General features: G+C 67.8%; 20 protein-coding genes. 12 read left to right on the top strand and 8 right to left on the bottom strand.

The window, feature by feature from the left end:
* The coding region (locus JHN63_RS23735) for a pirin family protein (RefSeq protein WP_200683716.1) at positions 1–604 on the top strand (604 nt) is incomplete at its 5' end.
* Between the two features lie 85 nt (positions 605–689).
* Entirely contained in the window at positions 690–1,778 is a 1,089-nt protein-coding gene (locus JHN63_RS23730) for an AI-2E family transporter (protein WP_200683714.1), read from the top strand.
* Here the strand turns inward: JHN63_RS23730 and JHN63_RS23725 are convergent.
* Entirely contained in the window at positions 1,706–3,874 is a 2,169-nt protein-coding gene (locus JHN63_RS23725; RefSeq protein WP_200683705.1) for a SpoIIE family protein phosphatase, read from the bottom strand. The two genes, JHN63_RS23730 and JHN63_RS23725, sit on opposite strands and share 73 nt — an antisense overlap.
* Before the next feature lie 165 nt (positions 3,875–4,039).
* Here JHN63_RS23725 and aspS point away from each other — a divergent pair, with 165 nt between their 5' ends.
* The 3 genes from aspS (at position 4,040) to JHN63_RS23710 (ending at position 7,446) form a co-directional block, all read left to right on the top strand.
* Positions 4,040–5,803, top strand: a complete 1,764-nt coding sequence (aspS, locus tag JHN63_RS23720; protein ID WP_200683697.1) for an aspartate--tRNA ligase — start codon at positions 4,040–4,042, stop codon at positions 5,801–5,803.
* Positions 5,804–5,961: 158 nt separating this feature from the next.
* Positions 5,962–6,915: an intradiol ring-cleavage dioxygenase gene (locus JHN63_RS23715; RefSeq protein WP_200683695.1), complete on the top strand. Its 954-nt coding sequence runs from the start codon at positions 5,962–5,964 to the stop codon at positions 6,913–6,915.
* A 162-nt stretch (positions 6,916–7,077) separates the two neighbouring features.
* Positions 7,078–7,446 carry a hypothetical protein gene (locus tag JHN63_RS23710; protein ID WP_200683693.1) on the top strand — a complete coding sequence of 123 codons (369 nt, stop codon included), beginning with the start codon at positions 7,078–7,080 and terminating at the stop codon, positions 7,444–7,446.
* A gap of 64 nt (positions 7,447–7,510) precedes the next feature.
* Here JHN63_RS23710 and JHN63_RS23705 read toward each other — a convergent pair whose 3' ends face one another.
* A complete protein-coding gene (locus JHN63_RS23705; protein ID WP_200683691.1) occupies positions 7,511–8,422 on the bottom strand; it encodes a hypothetical protein in 912 nt (303 codons plus the stop codon).
* Between the two features lie 80 nt (positions 8,423–8,502).
* Entirely contained in the window at positions 8,503–8,925 is a 423-nt protein-coding gene (locus tag JHN63_RS23700) for an ATP-binding protein (RefSeq protein WP_200683689.1), read from the bottom strand.
* 226 nt (positions 8,926–9,151) lie between these two features.
* Between JHN63_RS23700 and JHN63_RS23695 the strand changes: the two genes are divergently transcribed.
* Entirely contained in the window at positions 9,152–10,003 is an 852-nt protein-coding gene (locus JHN63_RS23695; protein WP_200683687.1) for a helix-turn-helix transcriptional regulator, read from the top strand.
* Positions 10,004–10,005: 2 nt separating this feature from the next.
* Entirely contained in the window at positions 10,006–10,194 is a 189-nt protein-coding gene (locus JHN63_RS23690) for a DUF397 domain-containing protein (protein ID WP_200683685.1), read from the top strand.
* On the opposite strand, the gene JHN63_RS23685 is transcribed toward JHN63_RS23690, so the two are convergent.
* Positions 10,167–12,851 carry an ATP-binding protein gene (locus JHN63_RS23685; protein WP_200683683.1) on the bottom strand — a complete coding sequence of 895 codons (2,685 nt, stop codon included), beginning with the start codon at positions 12,849–12,851 and terminating at the stop codon, positions 10,167–10,169. The two genes, JHN63_RS23690 and JHN63_RS23685, sit on opposite strands and share 28 nt — an antisense overlap.
* 9 nt (positions 12,852–12,860) lie before the next feature.
* Positions 12,861–13,328 carry a hypothetical protein gene (locus tag JHN63_RS23680; protein ID WP_200683674.1) on the bottom strand — a complete coding sequence of 156 codons (468 nt, stop codon included), beginning with the start codon at positions 13,326–13,328 and terminating at the stop codon, positions 12,861–12,863.
* Between the two features lie 292 nt (positions 13,329–13,620).
* Between JHN63_RS23680 and JHN63_RS23675 the strand changes: the two genes are divergently transcribed.
* The 3 genes from JHN63_RS23675 (at position 13,621) to JHN63_RS23665 (ending at position 16,359) form a co-directional block, all read left to right on the top strand.
* On the top strand, positions 13,621–13,809 hold the full coding sequence (locus JHN63_RS23675; protein WP_200683672.1) for a DUF397 domain-containing protein: 189 nt from the start codon (positions 13,621–13,623) through the stop codon (positions 13,807–13,809).
* Between the two features lie 77 nt (positions 13,810–13,886).
* Positions 13,887–14,897 (top strand): intradiol ring-cleavage dioxygenase, encoded by a 1,011-nt coding sequence (locus JHN63_RS23670; protein WP_200683670.1) that lies wholly within the window; start codon positions 13,887–13,889, stop codon positions 14,895–14,897.
* A gap of 106 nt (positions 14,898–15,003) precedes the next feature.
* Positions 15,004–16,359 carry a polysaccharide lyase family 1 protein gene (locus tag JHN63_RS23665; RefSeq protein ID WP_200683666.1) on the top strand — a complete coding sequence of 452 codons (1,356 nt, stop codon included), beginning with the start codon at positions 15,004–15,006 and terminating at the stop codon, positions 16,357–16,359.
* 22 nt (positions 16,360–16,381) lie between these two features.
* On the opposite strand, the gene JHN63_RS23660 is transcribed toward JHN63_RS23665, so the two are convergent.
* From JHN63_RS23660 to JHN63_RS54750, 3 genes are all read right to left on the bottom strand, one after another.
* On the bottom strand, positions 16,382–17,818 hold the full coding sequence (locus JHN63_RS23660) for an FG-GAP-like repeat-containing protein (RefSeq protein WP_200683664.1): 1,437 nt from the start codon (positions 17,816–17,818) through the stop codon (positions 16,382–16,384).
* 102 nt (positions 17,819–17,920) lie between these two features.
* Entirely contained in the window at positions 17,921–18,397 is a 477-nt protein-coding gene (locus JHN63_RS23655) for a hypothetical protein (protein ID WP_200683655.1), read from the bottom strand.
* A gap of 46 nt (positions 18,398–18,443) precedes the next feature.
* Entirely contained in the window at positions 18,444–18,842 is a 399-nt protein-coding gene (locus JHN63_RS54750) for a hypothetical protein (protein WP_374222943.1), read from the bottom strand.
* Positions 18,843–18,931: 89 nt separating this feature from the next.
* On the opposite strand from JHN63_RS54750, the gene JHN63_RS23645 reads away from it, so the two are divergent.
* Positions 18,932–19,648, top strand: a complete 717-nt coding sequence (locus JHN63_RS23645; RefSeq protein WP_200683653.1) for a hypothetical protein — start codon at positions 18,932–18,934, stop codon at positions 19,646–19,648.
* Between the two features lie 8 nt (positions 19,649–19,656).
* Entirely contained in the window at positions 19,657–23,040 is a 3,384-nt protein-coding gene (locus JHN63_RS23640; protein WP_200683651.1) for a hypothetical protein, read from the top strand.
* Positions 23,041–23,219 lie beyond the last annotated feature (179 nt).

Raw genomic sequence — 23,219 nt, 5'->3', positions numbered from 1 at the left:
GAGGCCGTGGAAGAGACCGCCGGAGTCGCTGGTCGTGTCCGGCGGTCTCTTCCACGGCCTCCAGCTGTGGGTGAACCTCCCGGCCAAGGACAAGATGATGGCCCCGCGCTACCAGGACATCCGAGGCGGCCAGGTCCAGCTCCTCACCACCCCCGACGGCGGCGCGCTCCTGCGGGTCATCGCCGGCGAGCTGGACGGCCACCAGGGCCCCGGCATCACCCACACCCCGATCACGATGATCCACGCGACGGTGGCACCGGGTGCGGAAGTCACCCTGCCCTGGCGCGAGGACTTCAACGGCGTCGCGTACGTCCTGGCGGGCAAGGGCAGCGTCGGCCCGGACCGCCGCCCGATCCACATGGGCCAGACCGCCGTCTTCGGCGCGGGTTCGTCCCTGACCGTCCGCGCGGACGAGCAGCAGGACGGCAACACCCCCGACCTCGAGGTCGCCATCCTGGGCGGCCAGCCCATCCGCGAGCCGATGGCCCACTACGGCCCGTTCGTCATGAACACCCGCGAGGAACTCCAGCAGGCCTTCGAGGACTTCCAGAAGGGGCGGCTGGGCACCATCCCCGCCGTGCACGGTATGGGCGAGGGCCTGTAATCCAAAGGCCTCAGGCCTGACTCGCCGTCACCCGGGCGGGCCGTCCCCACAGGACGGCCCGCCCGATGCGTGGTCGGCTGGGAGCGTGCAGCTCCTCCCCGTTCCCGTGCGGCGGCTCGCCGCCTGGTGTGTTGTCGTGCTGCTGGTCTGCGGGGTCGGCTACGTCGGGATCCGGCTCTGTTCCGAACTGCGGACCGCCGTGACGCCCGTGCTGCTCGCGCTGCTCGGCACCGCGTTGCTCGGGCCGTTGTACCGGCGGCTGGTGGCGGCCCATGTGAACCGGTCGGTGGCCGCCGGGATCACCTGTGTCGCGGTCGTCGCCGTCGTCGGCGGGGCCGTGTACATCGTGGTGGCCGCGCTGATCGACACCGGGGACCAGATCGTGTCCTCGCTCAAGGACGCGGCGAACTCCGTCTCCGACCACTTCGGGGCCGCCGGGACCTCGTTGGACGACCTCGCCTCGAACGCCAAGGAACTGCTCACCAAGTTCGGCGGGACGGCCGCCTCGAACGTCATCAGCGGGGTCAGTGTGGTCGGCGAGACCATCGCCATGGCCGTCCTGGCGCTGCTGCTGGTCTTCTTCTTCCTCCGCGACTCCCACCTCGCCACCGGACTGCTGCGCTCGTTCGCCCCGCACGGCACCGCCGACCTCGTCGAGGCCATGGCCCGCCGGGCCTTCGAGGGCGTCGAGGGCTTCATGCGCGGGACCACCGTCATCGCCCTCATCGACGCCCTCTGCATCGGCGTCGGCCTGCTCGTCCTGGACGTGCCGGGGGCTTTCGGCCTGGCCGCGCTCGTCTTCGTCGGCGCCTACATCCCCTACCTCGGCGCCTTCCTCTCCGGCGCCGTCGCCGTGCTGGTCGCGCTCGCCGACCGGGGTGTCGTCATCGCCCTGTGGGCCCTGGGGGTCGTGCTCGCCGTGCAGGTCCTGGAGGGGCACGTCCTCCAGCCGATGATCCAGAGCCGGACCGTGCAGATGCACCCGGCGGTCGTGATGATCGCGATCACCGCGGGGGCGTCCGTGGCCGGCATCCTCGGCATGCTGCTCGCGGTCCCGCTGACCGCCGCCGTCTTCGGGGTCGTCCACGAACTACGGGAGCGCTACGCGTCCCAGGACCCGAACTCCGAGAGTCCGCCCGAGCCGTTCCCCGAGCCGTCCCCGTCGGACTCGTAGAGCTCGAACCAGATGCTCTTGCCCTCGCCCCTCGGGTCCACGCCCCAGGTCTCGGCGAGCAGCTCGATCAGCAGCAACCCGCGCCCGGAGGACGCCAGTTCGCCGGGGTGCCGCTTGTGCGGGAGGTCGTCGCCGGCGTCCGTGACCTCGACCCGCATCCGCCGCCCACCGCTCTCGCCGGTCACCTCGGCCGTCAGCAGGGCGTCGGCGTCGGTGTGCACGAGGACGTTGGTGAGCATCTCGGAGACGAGCAGGACCGCCGAGTCGACCTGGTCGGCGGTCGTCCAGTCGTGGAGGAGTTCGCGCAGTTGCTGCCGGGCCACCGCGATCCGCTCGGGCTCGGCCTGCGCGACCGTGAGCACCGTACGGCGGACCGTCGGCGGGACGGTCACGGTGTCGCCGCAGCCGCAGCTCTCGCCCTCCCGGGACAGCAGCAGTACGGCGATGTCGTCCTCGCGGCGGTCCACGAGCGGGCCGGTGGTGTGGTGCGAGGAGGGCCCGTGGACGGCCTGCACGAGCGCGTCGGCGAGTTCCTCCAAGTCGCCCTTGTGTTCCTCCAGGATCGTCCGGATGCGCTGCCAGCCCGTCTCCAGGTCGTGGCCGCCGGTCTCGATCAGCCCGTCGGTGCAGATCAGCATGGTCTCGCCGGGCTCCAGGGCGAGCGTCGTCGTCGGATAGTCGGCGTCCGGGTCTATGCCGAGCGGCAGACCGCCCGCCGTGGGCCGCGTCAGCACCGTCCCGTCCGCCATGCGTATCGCCGGGTCGGGATGGCCGGCCCGGGCGATCTCCAGAACGCCGGTCGCCGGATCGGCCTCGACGTACAGGCAGGTCGCGAAGCGCGGGTCGGTCTTCTCCGCGTCGCCGTTGGTGATGCCGTGCAGGAAACGGGAGGCGCGGGACAGTACCGCGTCGGGCCGGTGCCCCTCGGAGGCGTAGGCACGCAGGGCGATCCGGAGCTGGCCCATCAGCCCGGCGGCGCGCACGTCGTGCCCCTGTACGTCCCCGATGACCAGCGCGATGCGCCCGGTGGGCAGCGGAATCATGTCGTACCAGTCGCCGCCGACCTGGAGCCCGCCGCCGGTCGGTATGTAGCGGGCGGCGACGCTCATGCCCGGGATCTCCGGGCCCAGCGTGGGCAGCATCGAGCGCTGGAGTCCGTCGGTCAGCTCGCGCTCCGACTCGGCGACCCCGGCGCGGGACAGGGCCTGCGCGAGCATCCGGGCGACCGTGGTGAGGACGGACCGCTCGTCGGGCGTGAAGGCCACCGGGTGGGTGAAGGCGGCCATCCAGGCGCCCATCGTGCGCCCGGCGACGGTCAGCGGCAGGAACGCCCAGGACTGCCGGTGGAAGTGCTGGGCGAGCGGCCAGGTGACCGGGTAGCGCTCCTTGTACTGCTCGGGCGTGGACAGATAGACGGCACGGCCCGTCCGTACGACCTCGGCGGCCGGGTAGTCGGTCACCGTGGACATGTGCGAGAACGGGTCCTCGTCGCCCGGCTGATGCCCGTGATGGCCGACGATCGTGAGGCGGTCGCCCGATACGCCGAACACGGCGAGGCCGTCCGGTGAGAAGCCCGGCATCGACAGGCCCGCCGCGACCCGCAGCACCTCGGCCGTGGACCGCGCCTCCGCCAGCGCGCGGCCCGCGTCCAGCAGGAACGCCTCGCGGGAGCGCCGCCAGTCACCGGTGACCGCCGTCCGCCCGGCCGGTGTGCCCGGCGTGGGCTCGACGACCTCCTGGAGGGTGCCGATCAGCTCGAACGACCGGGTCTCGGGGTCGTAGGACGGCTTGGAACGGCTGCGGACGGTGCGGATCACCCGGCCCCGCTCGTCCATGATCCGGATGCGGACCTCGGCGAGGGTGTCCTCGGCGACGGCAAGCCCGACGACCCCGGCGATCTCGTTCCAGTCGACGGGGTGGAGTCGGGCCCGGGTCTGGGCCTCCGTGAGGGTGGTCGGCTCGGCGGGCAGCCCGAGCAGCCGTGCGGCCTCGGCGTCCACCGTGACCAGCTCCGTAGCGGTGTCCCAATGCCACAGGCCGGTCGCGAGGGCGGCGAGTACCTCCCCCACGGCGGGCAGGGGCTCACCAGTGCGCATTGCCCCACTGTAAGAAGAGGAGATCGAACTCTGCCACCGAGGGAGCCTGTGGTTAATGGTGGGGAGGCGATGTATGGGTGGCCGGTACCCTTGGGACGTCCGGGCTCCGGCCCCGGACGTTTCACGTGAAACACTCCCCGATCCGCGAAGGCTGGATGAACGACGATGCATCGGTACAGGTCCCACACCTGCGGCGAGCTCCGCGCCTCTGACGTCGGCACCGACGTCCGGCTGAGTGGCTGGCTGCACAATCGGCGCGACCTGGGCGGCATCCTCTTCATCGATCTGCGCGATCACTACGGCATCACGCAGCTCGTCGCCCGCCCCGGCACGCCCGCGTACGAGGCCCTCGACAAGGTCACCAAGGAGTCGACGGTCCGCGTCGACGGCAAGGTCGTCTCCCGGGGCACGGACAACGTGAACCCGGATCTGCCGACCGGTGAGGTCGAGGTCGAGGTCGGCGAGGTCGAGCTGCTCGGTGCCGCCGCCCCGCTCCCCTTCACGATCAACACCGAGGACGGGGTCAACGAGGAGCGGCGCCTGGAGTACCGCTTCCTGGACCTGCGCCGCGAGCGCATGCACCGCAACATCATGCTGCGCTCCTCGGTGATCGCCTCGATCCGCTCGAAGATGGTCGCCCTCGGCTTCAACGAGATGGCCACCCCGATCCTCTCCGCGACCTCCCCCGAGGGCGCGCGCGACTTCGTGGTCCCCTCCCGGCTGAACCCGGGCAAGTTCTACGCCCTTCCGCAGGCGCCGCAGCAGTTCAAGCAGCTGCTGATGATCTCCGGCTTCGACCGCTACTTCCAGATCGCGCCCTGCTTCCGCGACGAGGACGCCCGCGCGGACCGCTCGCCGGGCGAGTTCTACCAGCTCGACGTGGAGATGAGCTTCGTAGAGCAGGAAGACGTCTTCCAGCCGATCGAGAAGCTCATGACGGAGCTGTTCGAGGAGTTCGGCGGTGGCCAGCCGGTCACCTCCCCCTTCCCGCGCATCCCGTTCCGCGAGTCGATGGTGAAGTACGGCTCCGACAAGCCGGACCTGCGCGCGAAGCTCGAACTCACCGACATCACGGACGTGTTCGAGGGCTCGGAGTTCAAGGCGTTCGCCGGCAAGCACGTGCGCGCGCTGCCGGTGCCGGACGTGGCGTCGCAGTCCCGCAAGTTCTTCGACCAGCTCGGCGACTTCGCGGTCACCCTCGGTGCGAAGGGCCTGGCCTGGGTCCGCGTGGCCGAGGACGGCTCGCTGACGGGCCCGATCGCGAAGTTCCTCACGGAGGAGAACATCGCGGAGCTGACGAAGCGCCTGTCGCTGGCCCCCGGCCACGCGGTGTTCTTCGGTGCGGGCGAGTTCGAAGAGGTCTCGAAGATCATGGGCGCGGTGCGGGTGGAAGCCGCGAAGCGCGCAGGCCACTTCGAGGAAGGCGTCTTCCGCTTCTGCTGGATCGTCGACTTCCCGATGTACGAGAAGGACGAGGAGACCGGGAAGATCGACTTCTCGCACAACCCGTTCTCGATGCCCCAGGGCGGTCTGGAGGCCCTGGAGACCCAGGACCCGCTGGACATCCTGGGCTGGCAGTACGACATCGTCTGCAACGGCGTGGAGCTGTCCTCCGGCGCGATCCGGAACCACGAGCCCGACATCATGCTCAAGGCCTTCGAGATCGCGGGCTACGACCGTGACACCGTCGAGGAGCAGTTCGCCGGCATGCTGCGCGCGTTCCGCTTCGGCGCCCCGCCGCACGGCGGGATCGCCCCCGGCGTCGACCGCATCGTCATGCTGCTCGCGGAGGAGCCGAACATCCGCGAGACGATCGCGTTCCCGCTCAACGGCAACGCCCAGGACCTGATGATGGGCGCGCCGACGGAGCTGGACGAGACGCGGCTGCGGGAGCTGCATCTGTCGGTGCGGAAGCCGCAGCCGAAGTAGTAGGCGAAGCAGTAGGCGACCCGCGGGAGTTGGGGCTCGGAACCGGCATCGGTTTCGAGCCCTTTCGCGTACGCACAGGATTCACAGCGCATTCTCATGTTCATGTCATGTCGGGCGCCCCTAGCGTCCCCGGCATGACGGATTCCCGAGTACCCCCCATGGATTCTGAAGTCCCCGAGGAAAAGGGGCAGTTGGCGCGCCGTACGGTCCTGGTGGCCGGCGGCGTGGCGGTGACGGCGGTGGGCGCGGCCGGAGCACTGTCGGTGAGCGCCTCGGCACAGGAGAACGCTCCGTATCCACATCCGCCGAAAGGGACCGCCTCGGGGGAGGCGTGCTACACGCTCACCTCCGAGCTGACCGAGGGCCCGTACTACATCGACGCCGACAAGATCCGCCGCGATGTGACGGAGGACCAGGAGGGCATCCCGCTCACCCTGGACCTCAAGGTGATCGACGCCGACACGTGCAGACCGCTGCGGAACGCGGCCGTGGACATCTGGCACTGCAACGCGACCGGCGTCTACTCCGGCTACGAGGCGGGCGGGGGCGGCGGCCCGGCTCCGACGGGCGCGCCGCCCTCCGGCACCCCGACCGGCACCCCCACGGGTGGTCCTCCGCCCGGCGGCGGTGGCGGCCACCAGGAACCCACCGACGACGACCGCTTCCTCCGAGGCACCTGGCACACGGACCGGCACGGCCAGGTCACCTTCAGGACGGTGTTCCCCGGCTGGTACCAGGGCCGCTGCGTCCACATCCACGTCAAGGTGCACGTCGACGGCGAGTGGACGGACGCGGGCTACGAGGGCGGCCACACCTGCCACACGGGCCAGCTGTTCTTCGACGAGAAGTCGGTCCTGGCGACGGCGGTCCTGGAGCCGTACGTCTCGAACACGGCGACCCGCACGACGCTCACCGAGGACGGGATCTATCCCCAGAACGGCCACGAGGGCGGCCTGCTGTACCTCAAGTACGACAGGCGGCGGATCGCGCGGGGCGTACGGGGGCGGCTGACGCTGGCGGTGGCACCGGACGAGACGAACGACGGGGAGGGCGGGGGTGGCCCCGGCCCATCGCCTTCGGCATCGGCATCGCCGTCGGCCACGACGGGCTGACGAACAACGCACCGACCTCGTACGTCCCATCCGCCCCCACCATGGAAACCTCGCAGCGGACACACAGGAATATCGATGTGCCTGCACAGAGGCAGGGCGTGTCATGGACGTACGAGGTCGGAACCGCCCGGCCGCGCACCACGTGAACGCCGGGAGGAAGCGATGGGATACATCGTGCTCGCACTGCTGTTGATCGCCGGGGCGGCGTTCGCCGTCGTCCTCCTGCGGCGCGCGCACGGGGCGCGGGACGGGTCCGACCTGTCCGACCTGGACGCGGAGGTCGAGGCCAGCGGCTGGGTACTCCGCCTCGGCGCGAGTCTGTCGGTCCCCGAGGCGAGGATCTGGGCGGGCGCCGACGAAACGGCGACCCGGGCGCTGACGGCGGCCGCGGAATGCCATCGGGCGGCCGGCACCCAGCTCTCCGCGGCGCACACCGCGGACGAATACGCCCGGGCGACGGGCCTCGCCCGCGAGGGCCTGGCCCACATCGCCACGGCGCGGGCGGCGCTGGGGGTCGCCGTAGCGGCCTGAGAGTTCAGCTACGGCGCTGCCATCTGCGGGGTCTTACGTGCGCGGCCCGGTCAGCCTTGAGGCGTCAGGCCTGGTCGGTGTCCGCCTGGGGTGCCTCGGGGCTCTCGACGAACAGGTCCTCCGCCGTGGACGCGGTCAGGGAACGGTCGAACCAGAGGGTGAGGGTGTCGAAGTCGGAGCAAGAGGTGATGCGTTCACGGATGTCCTCAGGGACGTCGATACCGTGCTTCTCCAGCACCCGCAGGATCAGCGAGGCTCGATCCTCGGTCTTGCCCTCTAGGTACTTCTCCTCGAAGAGCGTCCCGTGGCCCGGGAAGTGGGTGATGACGTTCGACATCAGCTCTCTCCATTTCTCCTTGGCCGGAGTGTTCTCCAAGCCGACTTCCGTTACCTCGAACCAATACGCCGTGGTGCCAGGGTCGAATGAGAGGAGTCCGCGGGCCAGCGTCTCCAGTATGGCGGGCGCTCGCCAGTCATCGCTATGGACGATGGCAGAGAGCACCGCCAGGGCCGGCTGGCGGGTCACGGTCGACTCGTCGGTGATCACCGGGACGGTACCCGGTCCCAGTACGAACGGGTGTGTGACCTGGGTCGTCCACGGACCGACGGCGCACTCGAAGGGACCGGCGGCCCACTTTGCCGTCGACCGGTCTCGGCATACGGCCACCAACAGCACCGGCATGTCGTACTTCGCGCTGAGGTGGGCCACGTAATAGGCCCAGCTCTTCGCCTTGTCTGGGTCCTTCTTGGTCTGGGACTCGATGGCGAGCAGGAAGCTCTCTCCCATGGCGGGTTCGAACTTGAGCACCGTGTCCACTCGGCGCTCCATGGGCCGGATTTCGGTGGCGTCGGGTGTGATCGAGCCGAAGTTCGACTTCGCGGGCGGTGGGATGCCCAGTGATTCGAAGACGAGGGTGAGGGCCTCCGGATGCTCCTGGAAGAGCCGGTGGGTCGCCTCGTGGGTTGATGTGACCATGTGCGCAACCTAGGTGGATCAAGGACGGGGATGTCTGGCCGAATGGGTGGCGTTCACTCTTTCGAGGGGCGGAGGAACGTTCAGGCGGCCGTGGTCAGTTCGCACCAGACGTACTTGCCCTTGCTGCCGTTCCTGGACAGCGGTTGCCAGCCCCACAGGTCGGCGCATGCTTTGACCAGGGCCAGGCCGCGGCCCTCCTCCAGGTCCAGGAGCTGGGCCAACTCCCTTGGTGGTTGCGGGGGTTCGGGGTTGGCGTCCCAGGCGCCGATGCGGAGGGTGCCGGGTTTCCAGGAGACCCGGAGGATGACCGGGCCTTTCGTGTGGCGTACGGCGTTGCCCACCAGCTCCGTTGCCAGGAGTTCGGCGGTGTCGACCAGGTTGATCAGGCCGTGCATCGTCAGGATCAGGCGGAGGGTGCGGCGGCTGATGGTGACGGCGCGGAGGTCGTGGGGGATGGTGAGGGTGTATTCCCAGGGGGCGGGCGGCTCTTTGGATTCGGGCATGCGTGACTCCTGGTCAGGGAGGGGGAGTTGGCGGGTCGGCGGTGGCTTGTCGCGGCCGGCATGGCGGGGCGGGGCGCTTCCGGGGTCCCGGCGTTCCGCAGGGTGTGCGGTGCGTCACTGACGGTAGAGGAGAGATTTCTCCTCGCGCAAGCTGTTCACGTAACCTGGCACCCGAACGAGGGCTCCAACAGTGCCTGTGGGCAGTGCGGTTGAGGGGATGAGCAGGATGGCGCCGAGAAGTCAGCCCACCGCCCGGCAGGTGCGACTCGGGACTGAGCTGCGCAAGTTGCGGGTCTCCGCAGGAATGTCGGCCCGCGAGGTGGTGGGGATCCTGTCGTCGACCTCAGCGCAGATGAGCCAGGTGGAGGCTGGCCTGTCGGGGGTCAGCGAGGAGCGACTGCGCAAGCTCGCGGCACTCTACGGGTGTGGAGACCGGGCGTTGATCGAGGCTCTGGTGGAGGTGGCAACGGATCGTACGCGTGGCTGGTGGGAGGAGTATCGGGACGTCCTCCCGCCCGAGTTCCTCGATCTGGCGGAGCTGGAGAACCACGCGCGTTTCATTCAGGTGATCGCGACCGCGCATGTGCCGGGACTGCTCCAGACCGAAGAGTACGCACGAGCGGTGTTCGGATACTGGGTTCCGCCGCTCCCGGACAGCGAGCTGGAGCTTTGGGTCGCGTACCGCATGCGTCGCCAACAGATCCTCTCGCGAGGCAGCGCGGTTCCGTACGAGGCGGTCCTGCACGAGTCGGTACTGCGTACCCGTGTCGCGGACCGGCAGGTGGCTCGTGCCCAACTCGACGGGCTGGTACGTCAGTCGGAGGATCCCGGTGTCTCGGTGCGCGTGATCCCCTTCGACGTCGACGGCTTTGCCGGGGCGAGTTCGTCGTTGATGTACGCGGGTGGCCGGGTGCCGGCGTTGGACACCGTGCAGCGGGACACTCCGTACGGCTCCGCCTTCCTGGATGTCGCTGCCCAACTCCACGACATGCGAACGCTCTTCCGTAAGGTTGAACAAGCGTCTCTTGACCCCATCCGGTCGCGGGACTTCATCCACCGTCTGTCGAAGGAGCTGTAGGCGTGATTCAGTGGCAGAAGTCCACGTACTCCGGCGGCGCGGCGGGCAACGAATGTGTGGAACTTGCCTACGCTGAAGGCGAGTTGCTCCTCAGAGAAAGCGACTCTCCCGCCCGAATACTCCCCCTCGCCCCCACCAGCCTCGCAGCCCTCCTTCAGTGTGTTCAGGCCGGGGGACGGGTGAGGAGGTAGCCTGAGATGGGGGCGGGGATCTCCTCGTTTAGGTGGCGGGCGTCTGCCCAGTTGCGTTGTTCGACGGGGGCGAGCAGGGACTCGACCGTGCACGACCATGTCTGGCACAGCGTTCGCAGGAAGAGTCCGTAGAGGCCACCGGACAAGCGCCACCACTCCTTCTGCCAGGTCAGAGCGGTGTCGTTACGCGCGTATTCGTATGCGGGGTCACGGTTCGCGACGTCCGGGAAGACCTCGCTCAGTGGTGGGTTGAGGACCCAGGGGGTGATGACAATCCAGTTGTCCGGCAGATGCACCGTCTGCCCGGACAGGTAGTGGTAGACCGCCGGAGGCCTGCTTCGCCAGGTCAGCGGTACACCTGTGGCCATGAAGACCTTGCTCTTGTGTTCGGCCCAGTGGGCCACGTCGGCAGGGCGCAGGACGCCATCTGCCGTTAGAGCGAAGGCGATGTCGCTGGCGAGCTCGCCGAACGCATTGTTGAGAGTGTGAGCCAGCTCCAGTTGGACCGGGTCTCCGAACTGCCCGTTCCCGCGCAGTTGTTGTTCCTGACGGTGCATCCAGAGCCGGACCTGGTCCTGGTTTGCGACGAGGCCCGCTCGGTCTCGGGACGCTCGGCTGGGCTGACCGGCGAGGTATCCCGAGAAGGAGATCGACTCGTCGGCGAGCAGACCGTTCACCGTGACGATCCCCCGGAAGTTGCGCCGGGACAGGTAGTACATGTCGTTCCAGAGCGTTGCGAGCCCGATCCGTCGTCCGTTGTCATCCAGCAACTCGGTGGCCCGCCCGATGAACTCGTCGCGCATCTGGAGGCGTTGCTTCTCCTCCCCGACTCGCCGGCTGTCGGGCTCAGGCGGGTAGAGGCGGTCGAAGACCTCGTCCGGTGATCCGGTGGCGAGTGAGAACGGGGCCAGGATGTCGGGTGCGGTGGTGCCAGGCTCCCAGGTGTGGATGGGAACCGCGTTCTCCAGCGCCAGCCGCCGGACCAACTGGGTGAGCCGATCGTCGTCTGTCTTGTAGAGCAGACCCTTTACGTCATTGGGGCTCCGCTTGAGCGCAATACGCACGGTCGTGCCCTCGGGAACCCAGTCCAGGGTGGGCAGCGGCGTGAGCAGGGGGCGAAGGGCGGGACCGTCGAACGTGAGGCGACGGGCGTCCTGGGTGGCAGCGTCGTAGCGCCGGGTGACGAGCTCTACCCGGTCGCCAAGCAGGAAGACCGAGAAGAAGCCGATTCCGAACCGACCGCTGGGCTGGAAACCGCCGTCGGCCAGTCCGGGAAGCCCGTTGCGGATGCCCGGAGAACTCCAGCCGCTCGTGCCGAAGTCCAGCAGACCGTGTACGAGGGTCTCCTCGTCCATGCCGATGCCGTTGTCGCGGATCTCCAGGCACCAGCCGTCGTCGGTCCGAGTCAGCCGTACCTCGATGCGTCCCTCCGCGAAGCCCGGTTGCAGAGCGCGGCGGGCCTGCACTGCGTCCTGGGCGTTCTGAATCAGTTCCCGGACGGCGACCTCGGGCTCGTCGCCGTACAGCTGTTCCCCGCCCAGGCTCTTGACCAGGGCGGGGACGTCGGTGACCTTGACGGTCGCGTCGATGGGGCGCCAGCCCTGCACACGGAAGAGCTCGGCGAAGCGCTCGGGGGAGTCAACTCCGGCGACCGCGCGGGCGGCCAGACGATCGTGGCCGAGGTCGTGCAGGAGTGAGTCGACCGACTTCAACTCCTCGTCGATATCGCGCAGATAGTCGAGAGCCAGCCACCAGGAGCCCGCATCCTGCGAGGAAAAGGGCCGAAGCGAGGTGTACCGAACCCGGTCGCCCTTCAGATGCGGGCGACTGATGTGTTCCTGGAACCGCCAGTGTTCACGCGCAGTGCCACGCGGATCACGCAGCGAGAAAAGCAGTGTCGGAGCCCGTCGGCTGTCGATCTGGGTTGCGTCGGCCAGTCGGAGAACACAGGCCAGCTTCAGCGGCTCGATGGTCCACTCGCTCGGCTGCCAGGGCAATGACCCGATCGTGTGCTGGAATTCGCCCGCGAGTCGGCTCACCGGCCACCAATGGCTGGCCGCAAGATCGCCGATCAGCGGGCCGTACACCTCGCGTAGTTGGACTTCCTCGATGAGGTAGATCTCGTTCCCCGCACTTGATCTCCAGGGCTGGTCCACCAGTCGCCGTGCCTGCTCCGCGTGGGTTTCACGGATTGCTGTCGCCCGGCAAACATCGGCGATCTCCTTGGGCGGCGCGTTCAGCGTCTCCTGGTCCGGCCAACATCCCACCCGGTGGTAGTAGGCCACCGACACCAGATCGCGCCATCGCTTCTCCCCCAGCGCGTCACGCACACTCGTCCCGTACGCTGCCGCGCCCATCGCCGCGTCGTGCAGTACGAACGCACAGCCCAGCACGTACGCCTCGGCAGGATTCAACGTCACCTGGCGCCCGCACACGAGATCAGCCGTCTCCCACAATGCGTCGACATGGCTGATGTCGTGCACCGTGTAGTCGGGCATGCTGCGCTCGTTCTCCTTGAGGAGTACGGCTGCCTTCCGGCGCAGTTCGACGTACGACGCCCGGAGTCGTTCGCGCTGTTCTGCCTGGGCGTCCCCGCCTGGGCGGGGTGCGAGAGTGTCCTGCCACAGGGGCGTACTCGTGTAGTCGTGCTCTGACACCGGGGACGATCACCTCATTGCCGGCAGGAGGAGGAACGCGGCGAGCACCCACATAGTGATCACCGAGACGAGGATGAAGAGCAGCACGTAAGTCTCGTACCAGCGAAGGAAGTTGCCGGGGCGCGGGCGTTTGCGGAAGCCGGGGCCGACCATCTCGTCGGTGATGTCGCATTCTTCGTTACGGAAGTCGAGCCAGGCCAGGGCGCCTACCACGATGAGTGTGCTGGTGAACGCAGCGACCACGGTGACGAGGGTCAGTAGCCCTATGACTCCGCCTCGGGCGGTGGAGGGCGGCACGTTCCACTTGCGGTAGCCGACGAAGAGGGCGAGAGCAGCGCTGACCAGTGCCGTGGCGAGTGTCTGGTAGAGGGCCAGGAAGCGGTGGGCATTCTCGTTGACCGCGTGTATCTGCTGAAGGATGTACCGATATCGTTCCAGCGCGAACTCGTTGCGGACCGAAGCCGTTTCCGGCCTCATCTCCCCTGGTGCCGCCATCGCCCCCCACCCGTCTGAGCCCTCATCAGCATAGGTAACGCGGCTCCGCTTGGCACCCGCTGTTGCTCAGCTCATGCGTGGAGTTGCTGTACATGGGCGGTCGCGTGCTGGTGCTGGACACGAGGTAGGGCGATACCGCCCATGACACGGCGTTCCTGGGTGCGCAGTCGCATCTCCTCGCCATGCGAACGCGCTTTCGTAAGGTGGAAGCAGTCTCTCTGGGCCTGTCCCGGTCCAGGGACTTCCTCCATCGTCTGGCGAAGGAGCTGTAGACATGATCCAGTGGCAGAGGTCGACCTTCTCCAGCGGAAGTGACGGGGCCAACTGCGTGGAAGTGGCCATCTCCGAAGGCGAGCTGCTGCTCCGCGAGAGCGACGACCCCGCGCGAATACTCCCCCTCACCCCCACCACCCTCGCCGCCCTCCTCCAGCGCACCCGCGACCACCGCATCCGCTCAAGCTGAGGAAACTCCTTCAGGTTTCATGGGAAAGCACAGCTTGCTCTCATGCTTCTTACAGGACTCTTACCTAACGTCCGGGCATGACGGGAAACGAAACAACCAACCAGTCGCCGGAACAACCGCGTAACCAATCCCCCGCGCACAAAAGGGACTTGACCCGGCGCAAGGTCGTCGTCGCGGGTGGGGCCGCTGTCGCCGCCGTGGGTGTGGGGGGAGGGCTTGCCGCGAGTGCGTTCGCGGACGGGGCGGCCTCCCCCGGGTCGCCGAAGGGCACGGCGAGTGGTGCCGAGGCGTGTTACGCGCTCACCTCGGAGACCACCGAGGGGCCGTACTACATCGACGCCGACAAGATCCGGCAGGACATCACCGAGGACGAGGAGGGCATTCCCCTCACCCTCACCCTCAAGGTGATCGACGCCGAGACCTGCAAGCCGGTCAGGGACGCGGCCGTCGACATCTGGCACTGCAGCGCCCTCGGCATCTACTCCGGGTACGAGGCGATGGGCAGCGGCGGTGCCGGAGGCGGCGGTGCTCCGCCTACCGACTCGCCCTCGGGGACGCCGACCGGTGAGCCCCCGTCCGGTGCCCCCTCCGGCGGTACCGGTGGTGCGCACTCCGAGCCGACCGACGACGAGCGCTATCTGCGCGGGACCTGGAAGACCGACAGGCGTGGCCAGGTCACCTTCAAGTCGGTCTTCCCCGGCTGGTACCAGGGGCGTTGCGTGCACATCCACGTCAAGGTGCATGTCGACGGGGAGTGGACGGACGCCGGTTATGAGGGCGGGCACACCTGCCACACCGGCCAGTTGTTCTTCGACGAGAAGTCGGTGCTGGCGTCGGCGACGGTCGAGCCGTACTCCACCAACACCACCACCCGTACGACCCTCACCGAGGACACGATCTACCCGCAGAACGGGCACGAGGGCGGCCTGCTCTTCCTCGAGTACGACAAGAAGCGCAGCGCCGGCATCGCCAAGGGGGTTCGCGCCCACCTCACGATGAGCGTCGCCCCGGACGAGACGCATGACAGTACGGACACCCAGCCAAGTGCGTCGGCATCGGCGTCGGTCTCCGCATCCACGACCTCGTAAGTCGTAACTGTGGTCAGGATCAAGAAAGTTGGCGAGCCGCGGCAACCTTCTTGATCCTGACGGCCACTGAGGAGTCGTAACCCCTCGCCGCACCAAAGGACTTCCCGTGGTCACTCCTTCCCACCGCCGCTCCCTCCGCAAGCGCCGCACGATCGTCGTCACCGCCGCCGTGGCCGTCGCGGGCGCGGGCGCCGGGTTCCTCGTGCTGAACGCGAACGCCGCCAGTACCACCGCGACCGTCGACCTCTACCACCAGACGCTCGCCGCCAAGGACGGCTGGGCCTCGTCCGGGACCGGGACCACCGGCGGGGCCAAGGCCGATGCCGCGCACACCTTCACCGTGAGCACCCGCGCCCAGCTCGTGAAGGCGCTCGGGTCCGCCAGTGACACCACGCCCCGGATCGTGAAGATCAAGGGGACCATCGACGCCAACACCGACGACAGCGGGAAGAAGCTGAGCTGCGCCGACTACTCGGCCGGGACCGGCTACTCGCTGTCCGCCTACCTCAAGGCCTTCGCCCCCTCCACCTACGGCACCTCCAAGCTGCCCTCCGGTACGCAGGAGAAGGCGCGGGCCGCCGCGCAGACCAAGCAGGGGAAGAACATCATCTTCCGGGTGCCCGCCAACACCACCGTCGTGGGCGTGCCCGGCACCAACGCCGGGATCACCGGCGGCATGCTCCAGATCCAGAGCGTCGACAACGTCATCGTGCGGAACCTGACCTTCGCCGCCACCCAGGACTGCTTCCCGCAGTGGGACCCGACGGACGGGGACAGCGGGAACTGGAACTCGCAGTACGACGCCGTGACGCTGCGCGGTGCCACGCACGTCTGGGCGGACCACAACACGTTCACCGACGCGCCCGGCCTCGACACCTCCGACCCGACGTACTACGGCCGCCAGTACCAGATCCACGACGGCGACCTCGACATCACCAAGGGCTCGGACCTGGTGACCGTCGAGCGCAACCAGTTCACCAACCACGACAAGACGATGCTCATCGGCAGCAGCGACACCGACAGCGTCGGCAAGCTGCGCGTCTCCATCCACCACAACGTGTGGAAGGGCATCGTGCAGCGGGCGCCGCTGGCCCGGATCGGGCAGATCCACATCTACAACAACTACTTCGACACCACGACCCTCAACGGGTACGTGCTCCAGTACAGCGTCAACTCGCGGGCCAAGGCGCAGGTCGTCGTCCAGAACAACTACTGGAAGATCTCCGCGAGTCAGAAGGTCGGCAAGCTGTTCAGCGGTGACGGCACCGGGTCCATCGCGGGCAGCGGCAACCTCGTCAACGGCACCGCCACCGACCTCGTCGCCGCCTACAACGCCGCCAACTCCAAGAAGCTGAAGACCACCGTGAACTGGACGCCGACCCTCACGGCCGGGCTGGAGACCTCCGCCAAGAACCTGCCGACGGAGCTCGCCGGCACGACCGGGGCCGGCGTCCTCAAGTAGCCCCCAGTGAGCGGCAGTCGACTCAGATCAGCCAGAGCAGCCCGTACCCGCCCAGGGTCGTGTCGGTCCGCTGGGTGAGGTTGACCGAGGCCGCCGTGAAGACATGGCTGCCCCTGGCCACGGGGCCCGAGGCGCCGCCCGGGAAGACCCAGACGGCGCCCGTGCCGATGTTCTCCTGCGCCGCGCTCACGAACAGCTCCGGCTTGCCGTCCTTGTTGACGTCCCCGACGGAGACGGTCGTACCGAAGAGGTCGCCGAACTCGTTGCCGCCCGGGACGCCCGCGGTGAACTGCGAGAAGGAGTACGCGCCGGCGCCCAGCGCGCCGGTGCGGCGGCCGGGGATCACGGTCACCGCGCCGGCCTCGTTCTGGCACGCGACGCCTTCGAACGGGGCGCCGACGACGATGTCCGCGAGGCCGTCCCGGTTCAGGTCGGCCACGGCCAGGGCGCCGCCGAACGCGTCGCCCTTCTCGCTGGTGCCGGGCACCCCCGCGGTGTTCTGGGTGAGCTGCACCGGCTCGGCATCCTCCGCGATGCCGCTCGCCGAGCCGTAGTAGACCAGCACCCGTCCGCCCAACGCGCCGTCCACGCCCGCGACTTCGGGTTCGAAGGGGTCGCCGACCACGAGGTCGGCGTACCCGTCGCCGTTGATGTCTCCCGTGGCGTCGATGAGCCCGTTGCCCCGCTTCGGTTCCGCGCGGCCGTTGGGATCGACGTAGACCTCGCCACCGCTCAGACCGCTCATGCCCACGGTGACGAGGGCTTCGTCCGGCAGGGCGTTGCCGTCGAAGTCGCCGAGTGCCACGCTCGCCGTGGAGGGGAGGCCCTGGAGCGAGGTGCGCCCGCCGTAGGTGCCGGTGCGGCTGAACGGTCCCCTGAAGGTCGCGGAGGCGTCCAGTGCGCCGACCATGACCTCCTCCTTGGGCCCGCCGCCGGTGCTCACCGCGGCCAGGTCGAGGCCGAACTCCTCCGAGGCCGCCCGCACCGGGGACGGCAGGTCCGTCGCCGTCGTCAGCCCGTTCCTGCTGCCCCACAGCACGGTGACCAGGCCCGCGTCCTTGCCGTCCGCCGTGTCCTCGTACGGCGCCGAGACCACGAGGTCCGCGTAGCCGTCCCGGTTGAGGTCGGCCGTCGCGGTGGCCGCGCCGAACTGGTCCCACGCCTCGCTCGAACTCGGCACTCCGGGTGTGTTCTGCGTGATGGTCCTGCGCCGGGTCGCCGACAGGCCCGACGACGATCCGTAGAGGACGACCACGGCCCCCGCCATCTCCTTCCCGGCGACGGTCGCGCCCGGCGCCGGGAGTACGGCGTCCCGGTAGCCGTCGCCGTTGAAGTCGCCGGGAACCGCGCCGTGCACGGCCAGCGCGGGAGCGGCGGGCAGCAGGGTGCCGCCGACCAGCGCCGCGGCGACCACCGCCGCGGCTCTCCATCTCCCTCTGGCCGTCCGTGAGTTGCCCATGCGCGTCCCCTCCCACCCCTGGCGCACCCCCTGTGCGCCGACATCAGGCGCGCAGTGTAAAGCCGGTAGGTGTACGGGAGTTGGACGCGCCGGGCCGGGAACTCAGCTGTCGTACGTCCCGTCCCACGGTGGCCCGAAGGCGTGCCGGTCCGGGTACAGCTCGGCCCAGCTGCCGTCCTCGTCCTGCTCGATCAGCAGGCCGAACAGGACGCCGTCGACGGTGCGTTGGAAGGGACGGACCGCGATGTCGGTGTAGCTGCGGCGGGGCAGGGCGCGGAGCAGTTTCGCCAGGTGGATGCGGGCCTGCGAGAGGACCGAGTCGTCGCCGTGCGGGGCGCGCTGCTGCTCGGCCCAGGTGCCGGCGCACCAGATCTCCGAGTCGCGGTACCGGCCCGCGGCATCGAAGGTGTGGAGCACCGTGTAGAGACGTTTCTGCTCTTCCCAGCCGTCGGAGGGACGGAAGCCTTGGGGGAACGCGTAGGTGACCGACGCCAGGAACTGGCCGTCCGCGTAGCGGCCGACGGCGCCGCTGCGTTGATTCGGCTCGTAGGCGATCGGAATGACCTCGGGGACTGCCATGGCGGAACCTTACGGGTTGGCGCGAAGACGTCTACTTCGGGGTCGGTCAGCGAGACCGTGCGACCTCGCCGAGTTGCCCCTGGGTCAAGGGTGGCACCTCGATCGGGTGGGCCGCACCGGCCCGCAGACCGTCGAGGAAGAACGCCAGGCAGCGGCGCCAGGTGTCGGGTGCCGTCGCCATCGATTCCCGGATCACCTGGGACATCGCCCAGATCAGGGTGACGAGGTCCGCCGGCTCGAAATCGGGGCGCAACTGCCCGCTGTCCCTTGCCCGTTGGATGATCAGCTCCGCGTGCCGGAAGCCGCGGTGACAGGCCTTCTCGACCTCCCCCGCCGCCCGGAACCGCTGCGCCAGCGCGTCGTTGAGTCCCCGGTCCTCGGCCTGCAGCGCGAACAGCCCCTCGACGAACCCGACGAACCCGTCCCAGGCGTCCGGGGCCGCCAGCGCCGCCTCGTTTCAAATGTCACCACATAGCTGAAACATAGTCACTTCAGCTCCTATGATGCTCCTCCGATATGCGCAACGGGGGGCCGATGACAGCGCAATCTTCTGCGAACCAGCACTTAGCCGACGAACGCGAGCTCGTACTCGAAGCGGTCTTGGGACCCGCGAGTGAGGCCTACTACGCCGAGCGGGTTCGATCGGGCAGTGGCGCGAGACTACGAGCACAGGCAGCCCAGTCCACCGTCACGCTGTTCGCGGGCGGTATCGTCGCGGCGCTGACGTTCACCCAGCTCGACAACCGGCCGGAGATCACGCGCTGGGCTGGTGTCGTAGCAATGGCACTCTGGCTTGGGGCGGCTGTCCTGTATCTGCGTGCTGTGGCCCTGCCGGTATCGGCGCTGGCAGGACCCAGTCACGCAAAAGACCGCCTCGACCTGCTCAACGCGGTGCTGAAGCGGGCCGACGACGAGGCAGCTCAGATCGACCGACGACAGCGGTGTGCGAACTGGGTGGTAGTGGCTGCGCTGATCGCAAGTCTCGTCACCGTCGTGCTTGCCACCGTCCTCGGCCCGGAAGAGGAGACGGCGGCTGGTTCAGTTCTCCTCTCCCCCTCATACGCGAAGAGCGTACGGACGTTGTGCGACCTGACGAAAGACAAGGTCGCCGGCCGGATCGACACGGGCTCTCTCACCGCTCAGTTCGTACATATCACGGTCAAGGCGTCGCAGTGCGGGCGTGCGACCGGCACCACGGAGTTGGTGGTTCCCAAGGCTGCCATCCGGGCCATCACCATGGAAGGGAACTGATCACCAGCATGAGTGCACCGTTTCACTTTCTGTCCTTCAGCCCACTTGTACGGCAGGACGCCGCGTTGGAAAGCATGCGGACACTGCACGCATCGGGCCATCGACTCGACGGCATATTCGCGCTCGGTACGAGTGCTGTGGCGCCACGACAGGTCAGCCCGTCCGAGACCGGGGACTTCCTCGACCGAGTGATGGTGGAGTGCCTGGACACCGGCGACTACCAGTTGCCTCCGGTCATCTGCGTGCCGTGGCGGCATGACGTCAAGGCCCTAGGCCCCGGTCAGGGCATGCTGGTGAAGGCGCTCACCCGCTATTGGAGTGACACCGAGAAGGGGCTGTGGCGTGGCGACGAGGACGATGTCGTCGCGGCACTGCGCGACATGCCCTTCAAGGATTTCCTCGCCTGGGCAGACACCCGCACAGATTTCCCTGGATGGCAGTCGGGCGTGCTGCCAGCCGAAGGGGCTGTGCGGATCGAGGCGGACGGACGCTCGCTGGGTATCGTCGTGGCGAACACCGTCTTCCGCATGGCGACCCCTGGAGGCACGTCTGATCTGGCGACTTGCACGGCCGATCAGCTGAACAGCGCGGTCGACGGGGACTTCGCGGAGTGGGCAGGCGCGAACGACCTGTCTGTCGTACTGGCAGGGCACACTGCCGCACTGCCTGCCTCGCTCGCCTCCATAGTGCCGCGAGCCCTGCTACTGGCTCCCGAGGGTGAGCCCACCGGAAGCGTGCTGGGTGAACGGTGGCTCGTACCTGCCCGCGGTGTGACCCGGCAGCACCGGCTCCTGCGTATGGAGACAGTTGGCGCAGCGGCCCCCAAGGTCCGGGACCTGGCGGCCCCTTCGGCCGAGCGGTCCATTCCGCTGCCCAGCGCGCGGCGGTCGAGGCGCGGCTCAGCGGGCTCTGCTCAGAGAGAGCAGGGCGCCTCGGTCGGTTATGACGAGCAGGCCGCACTCGACGCGTTCTACCAGCAGATCGGCACGGGCCGGATGATTCTGGTCGCCGTCTCGGGTATCCACCCCGAAGGCGGGCCGATCGACACGGACGTGCTTACGCAGAGGCTGACCCAAACCGTCTATGGCGAGGTGCTCGAACCGCAGCCCACCACCCAGGAGATCTGGGAAACCGCGCGCGGCCAGCTGAGTTCGCGACAGATGGAAGAACACGTTGCTGAACTACGCATGGACGAGACGCATTTCGCGCAGGGCGCGCACCGCATACTGAACGCCCCCTGGTGGCGCATCTACGACCTCACCGCCACTGACATTCTTTCCTCGGTCCTTCGGCACGATCCGAAGGTCGCGGAGACCAGCACATTCGTCAACGCGATGCTCCGCAAGCCCTTGGCACGGATCGCCACGGTTGAAGCTGTCGCCATGCATGGGGACCCCAGTACTGCCAGAACTCTGGCCTTCGGTGTTCCCACGGACGACGACATCGCCTCACGGGCTCTGTGGTTCCGCAAGCTGAAGGCCGAACTGCTGTGCCGCCCGAGCGTCTTCATGGCAGCCTCGCCAAGCAGTCGTTCCCTCTGGCAAGCCCTCGCTCTGGCGCAGCCACAAGCCGACTCGGAGAGTTTTCCCCGTTTCGTCGTCACCGGGCCGGGCAGCGCCGCGGACCGTGCACGGATTCGACAAACCGGCATGGTGCACATCCAGGCACTGCCACATGAGTTTGCGACCCAGCGGTTCCAGGCGGGCCTGGAACCGCTGAAACAGGGCAAAAGACGGCTCGCAGATGTCCATGTCGGTACGCGTAAGGGCTTGGGCATCAAACTTGTCTCCGCTCTTGTCGACAGCGCGCCGGCCGGCAGCGTCGAGTTCCTCAAGGGACAGGACCCCACCTGGGGCGATGTCAAGGACGGGTATGCCGCGAAGCTCTCGATCACTGAACGTATCCGAGCCGCCGCGCAGCCCGCGGAGAGCGGAAAGCACGCGCTGGTCCTGGTGGAGGGCCGGGCGGGCTCAGGCAAGACCAGCGCTCTCATGCAGTACGCATACGAGCTGCACAAGGCCGGACGGACGGTGGCCTGGATCGACCGGGAGACGATGGACCCGATACCGAATCTGAAGGCTCAGGCCCAGAACCTGTCTGCCGAGGCCGTCTTCGTCGACGATGTCGACATCTTCGGCCGCCTAGGAGCCTCATTGCTGCAGGAACTGAGCAATGGAGGGAAGAAACTGGTCGTCGCAGCTATCCGTACGACCCGTGCTGATGAGCTGGACGCGTCGTTCCGGCCCGCGAAGGTATCGGCGGATGAGCCTCTGAAGGATGAGGACCTTGGGCACATCGTCGACGTGCTGCATCAGCATGGCCTGCCGGGAATACTCAAACAGCACAAGCTGCAGCACCAGAAGATCAATAAACTTCGTGAACTATGCGACCGGGGTCTGCTCGCGGCGATGATTCAGGTGGTCACGGGCAAGCGATTCGAGGACAAGGTCGTCAGCGAGTACCATCAACTGAATACGCGCCAGGCCGCGGTGTACTCGACGGTCTGTGTCTTCGAGTCCGCCATCGTCTTCAAAAAGCGCGGCATCGAGCAGGCGGATCTGCTTCAAATAGTCTCGGGGCCCGTCGCGCCCGACCCGGCATTTCAGACTGCGATCAACCGGCTGGTAGACAAACGAATCTTGAACCGGGCCCCGGACGGAACGGTCCGTTGTCGGCAACGGACCATCGCAGACACCGTGGTCGACACGGTACTCAAGAAAGACCCGGGCCGCTTGGGCGCCGTAATTGAGTTCCTGCTGAAATTTTATGCCCAGTACTCGGCTGAGATTCGGGACAACGACGACCCATACCGCCGGATCATGGTCAGACTGCTGAACCACTCCCTGATGGTGTCTCTACCGCTTGATGTCGGGCGGGTTCGGGCCATTTATGACACGGTGCACGAATTGCTGTGCGACAACTTCCACTACTGGCTCCAGCGTGGCGAGTTTGAACTGGAGAGAGGTGATCTCGGAATCGCCGAGAACCATCTGGAGACTGCGCAGGGCTGTGAGGGCGGCGGCACTGATCACTTCGTTCTGACCGCGTGGAGCGCCATACGGCTACGGCGGTCGACGATCACTCCGGGAGACGGCAACCTGCTTGACCGTGCGCTGGAGGCCATCCACCGGCTGGAGGAAGTGACACGTCGTCATGGCGGCGCGTCTCCCCATTCGTTCGCGGTGATCGCCAAGCGCGGCACCGAATGGCTAGAAGCGTGCGAGGCATCACTTTCGGCGGATCAAGTCGACGACATCGTCCGCCGCATACTCGTCGTCCTTGGACACGGTCGACGGTTCTGCAGGGACAACTACCAGTTCATGCTCATCGCGGACGAGTTCGAACCGCAACTGAACCGGTTGTTGGAGCGAAGTAGGGGGATTCCGTTGTAGCGAACTACGACGACACGGGCGTTGGTCCTGAGGCGGCTCCGCGTGGGACCGAGTCCGTGCGTACTCACCGCACCGGCGTGTTGGCGCGCAGGGACCGTGGCCCATGACCGGGCGGAGCCGGATGCAGAGCGGTGGGTCCTGATGCCGCGCGTTGAGCTAGCTTCGCCAACGCGATGGGG

Origin of the sequence: Streptomyces sp. MBT65 (assembly GCF_016612545.1) — a bacterium.
Taxonomy (GTDB): domain Bacteria; phylum Actinomycetota; class Actinomycetes; order Streptomycetales; family Streptomycetaceae; genus Streptomyces.
Note: the sequence above shows the minus strand (reverse complement) of the source record. Positions and strands in the feature narration are given on the sequence as shown.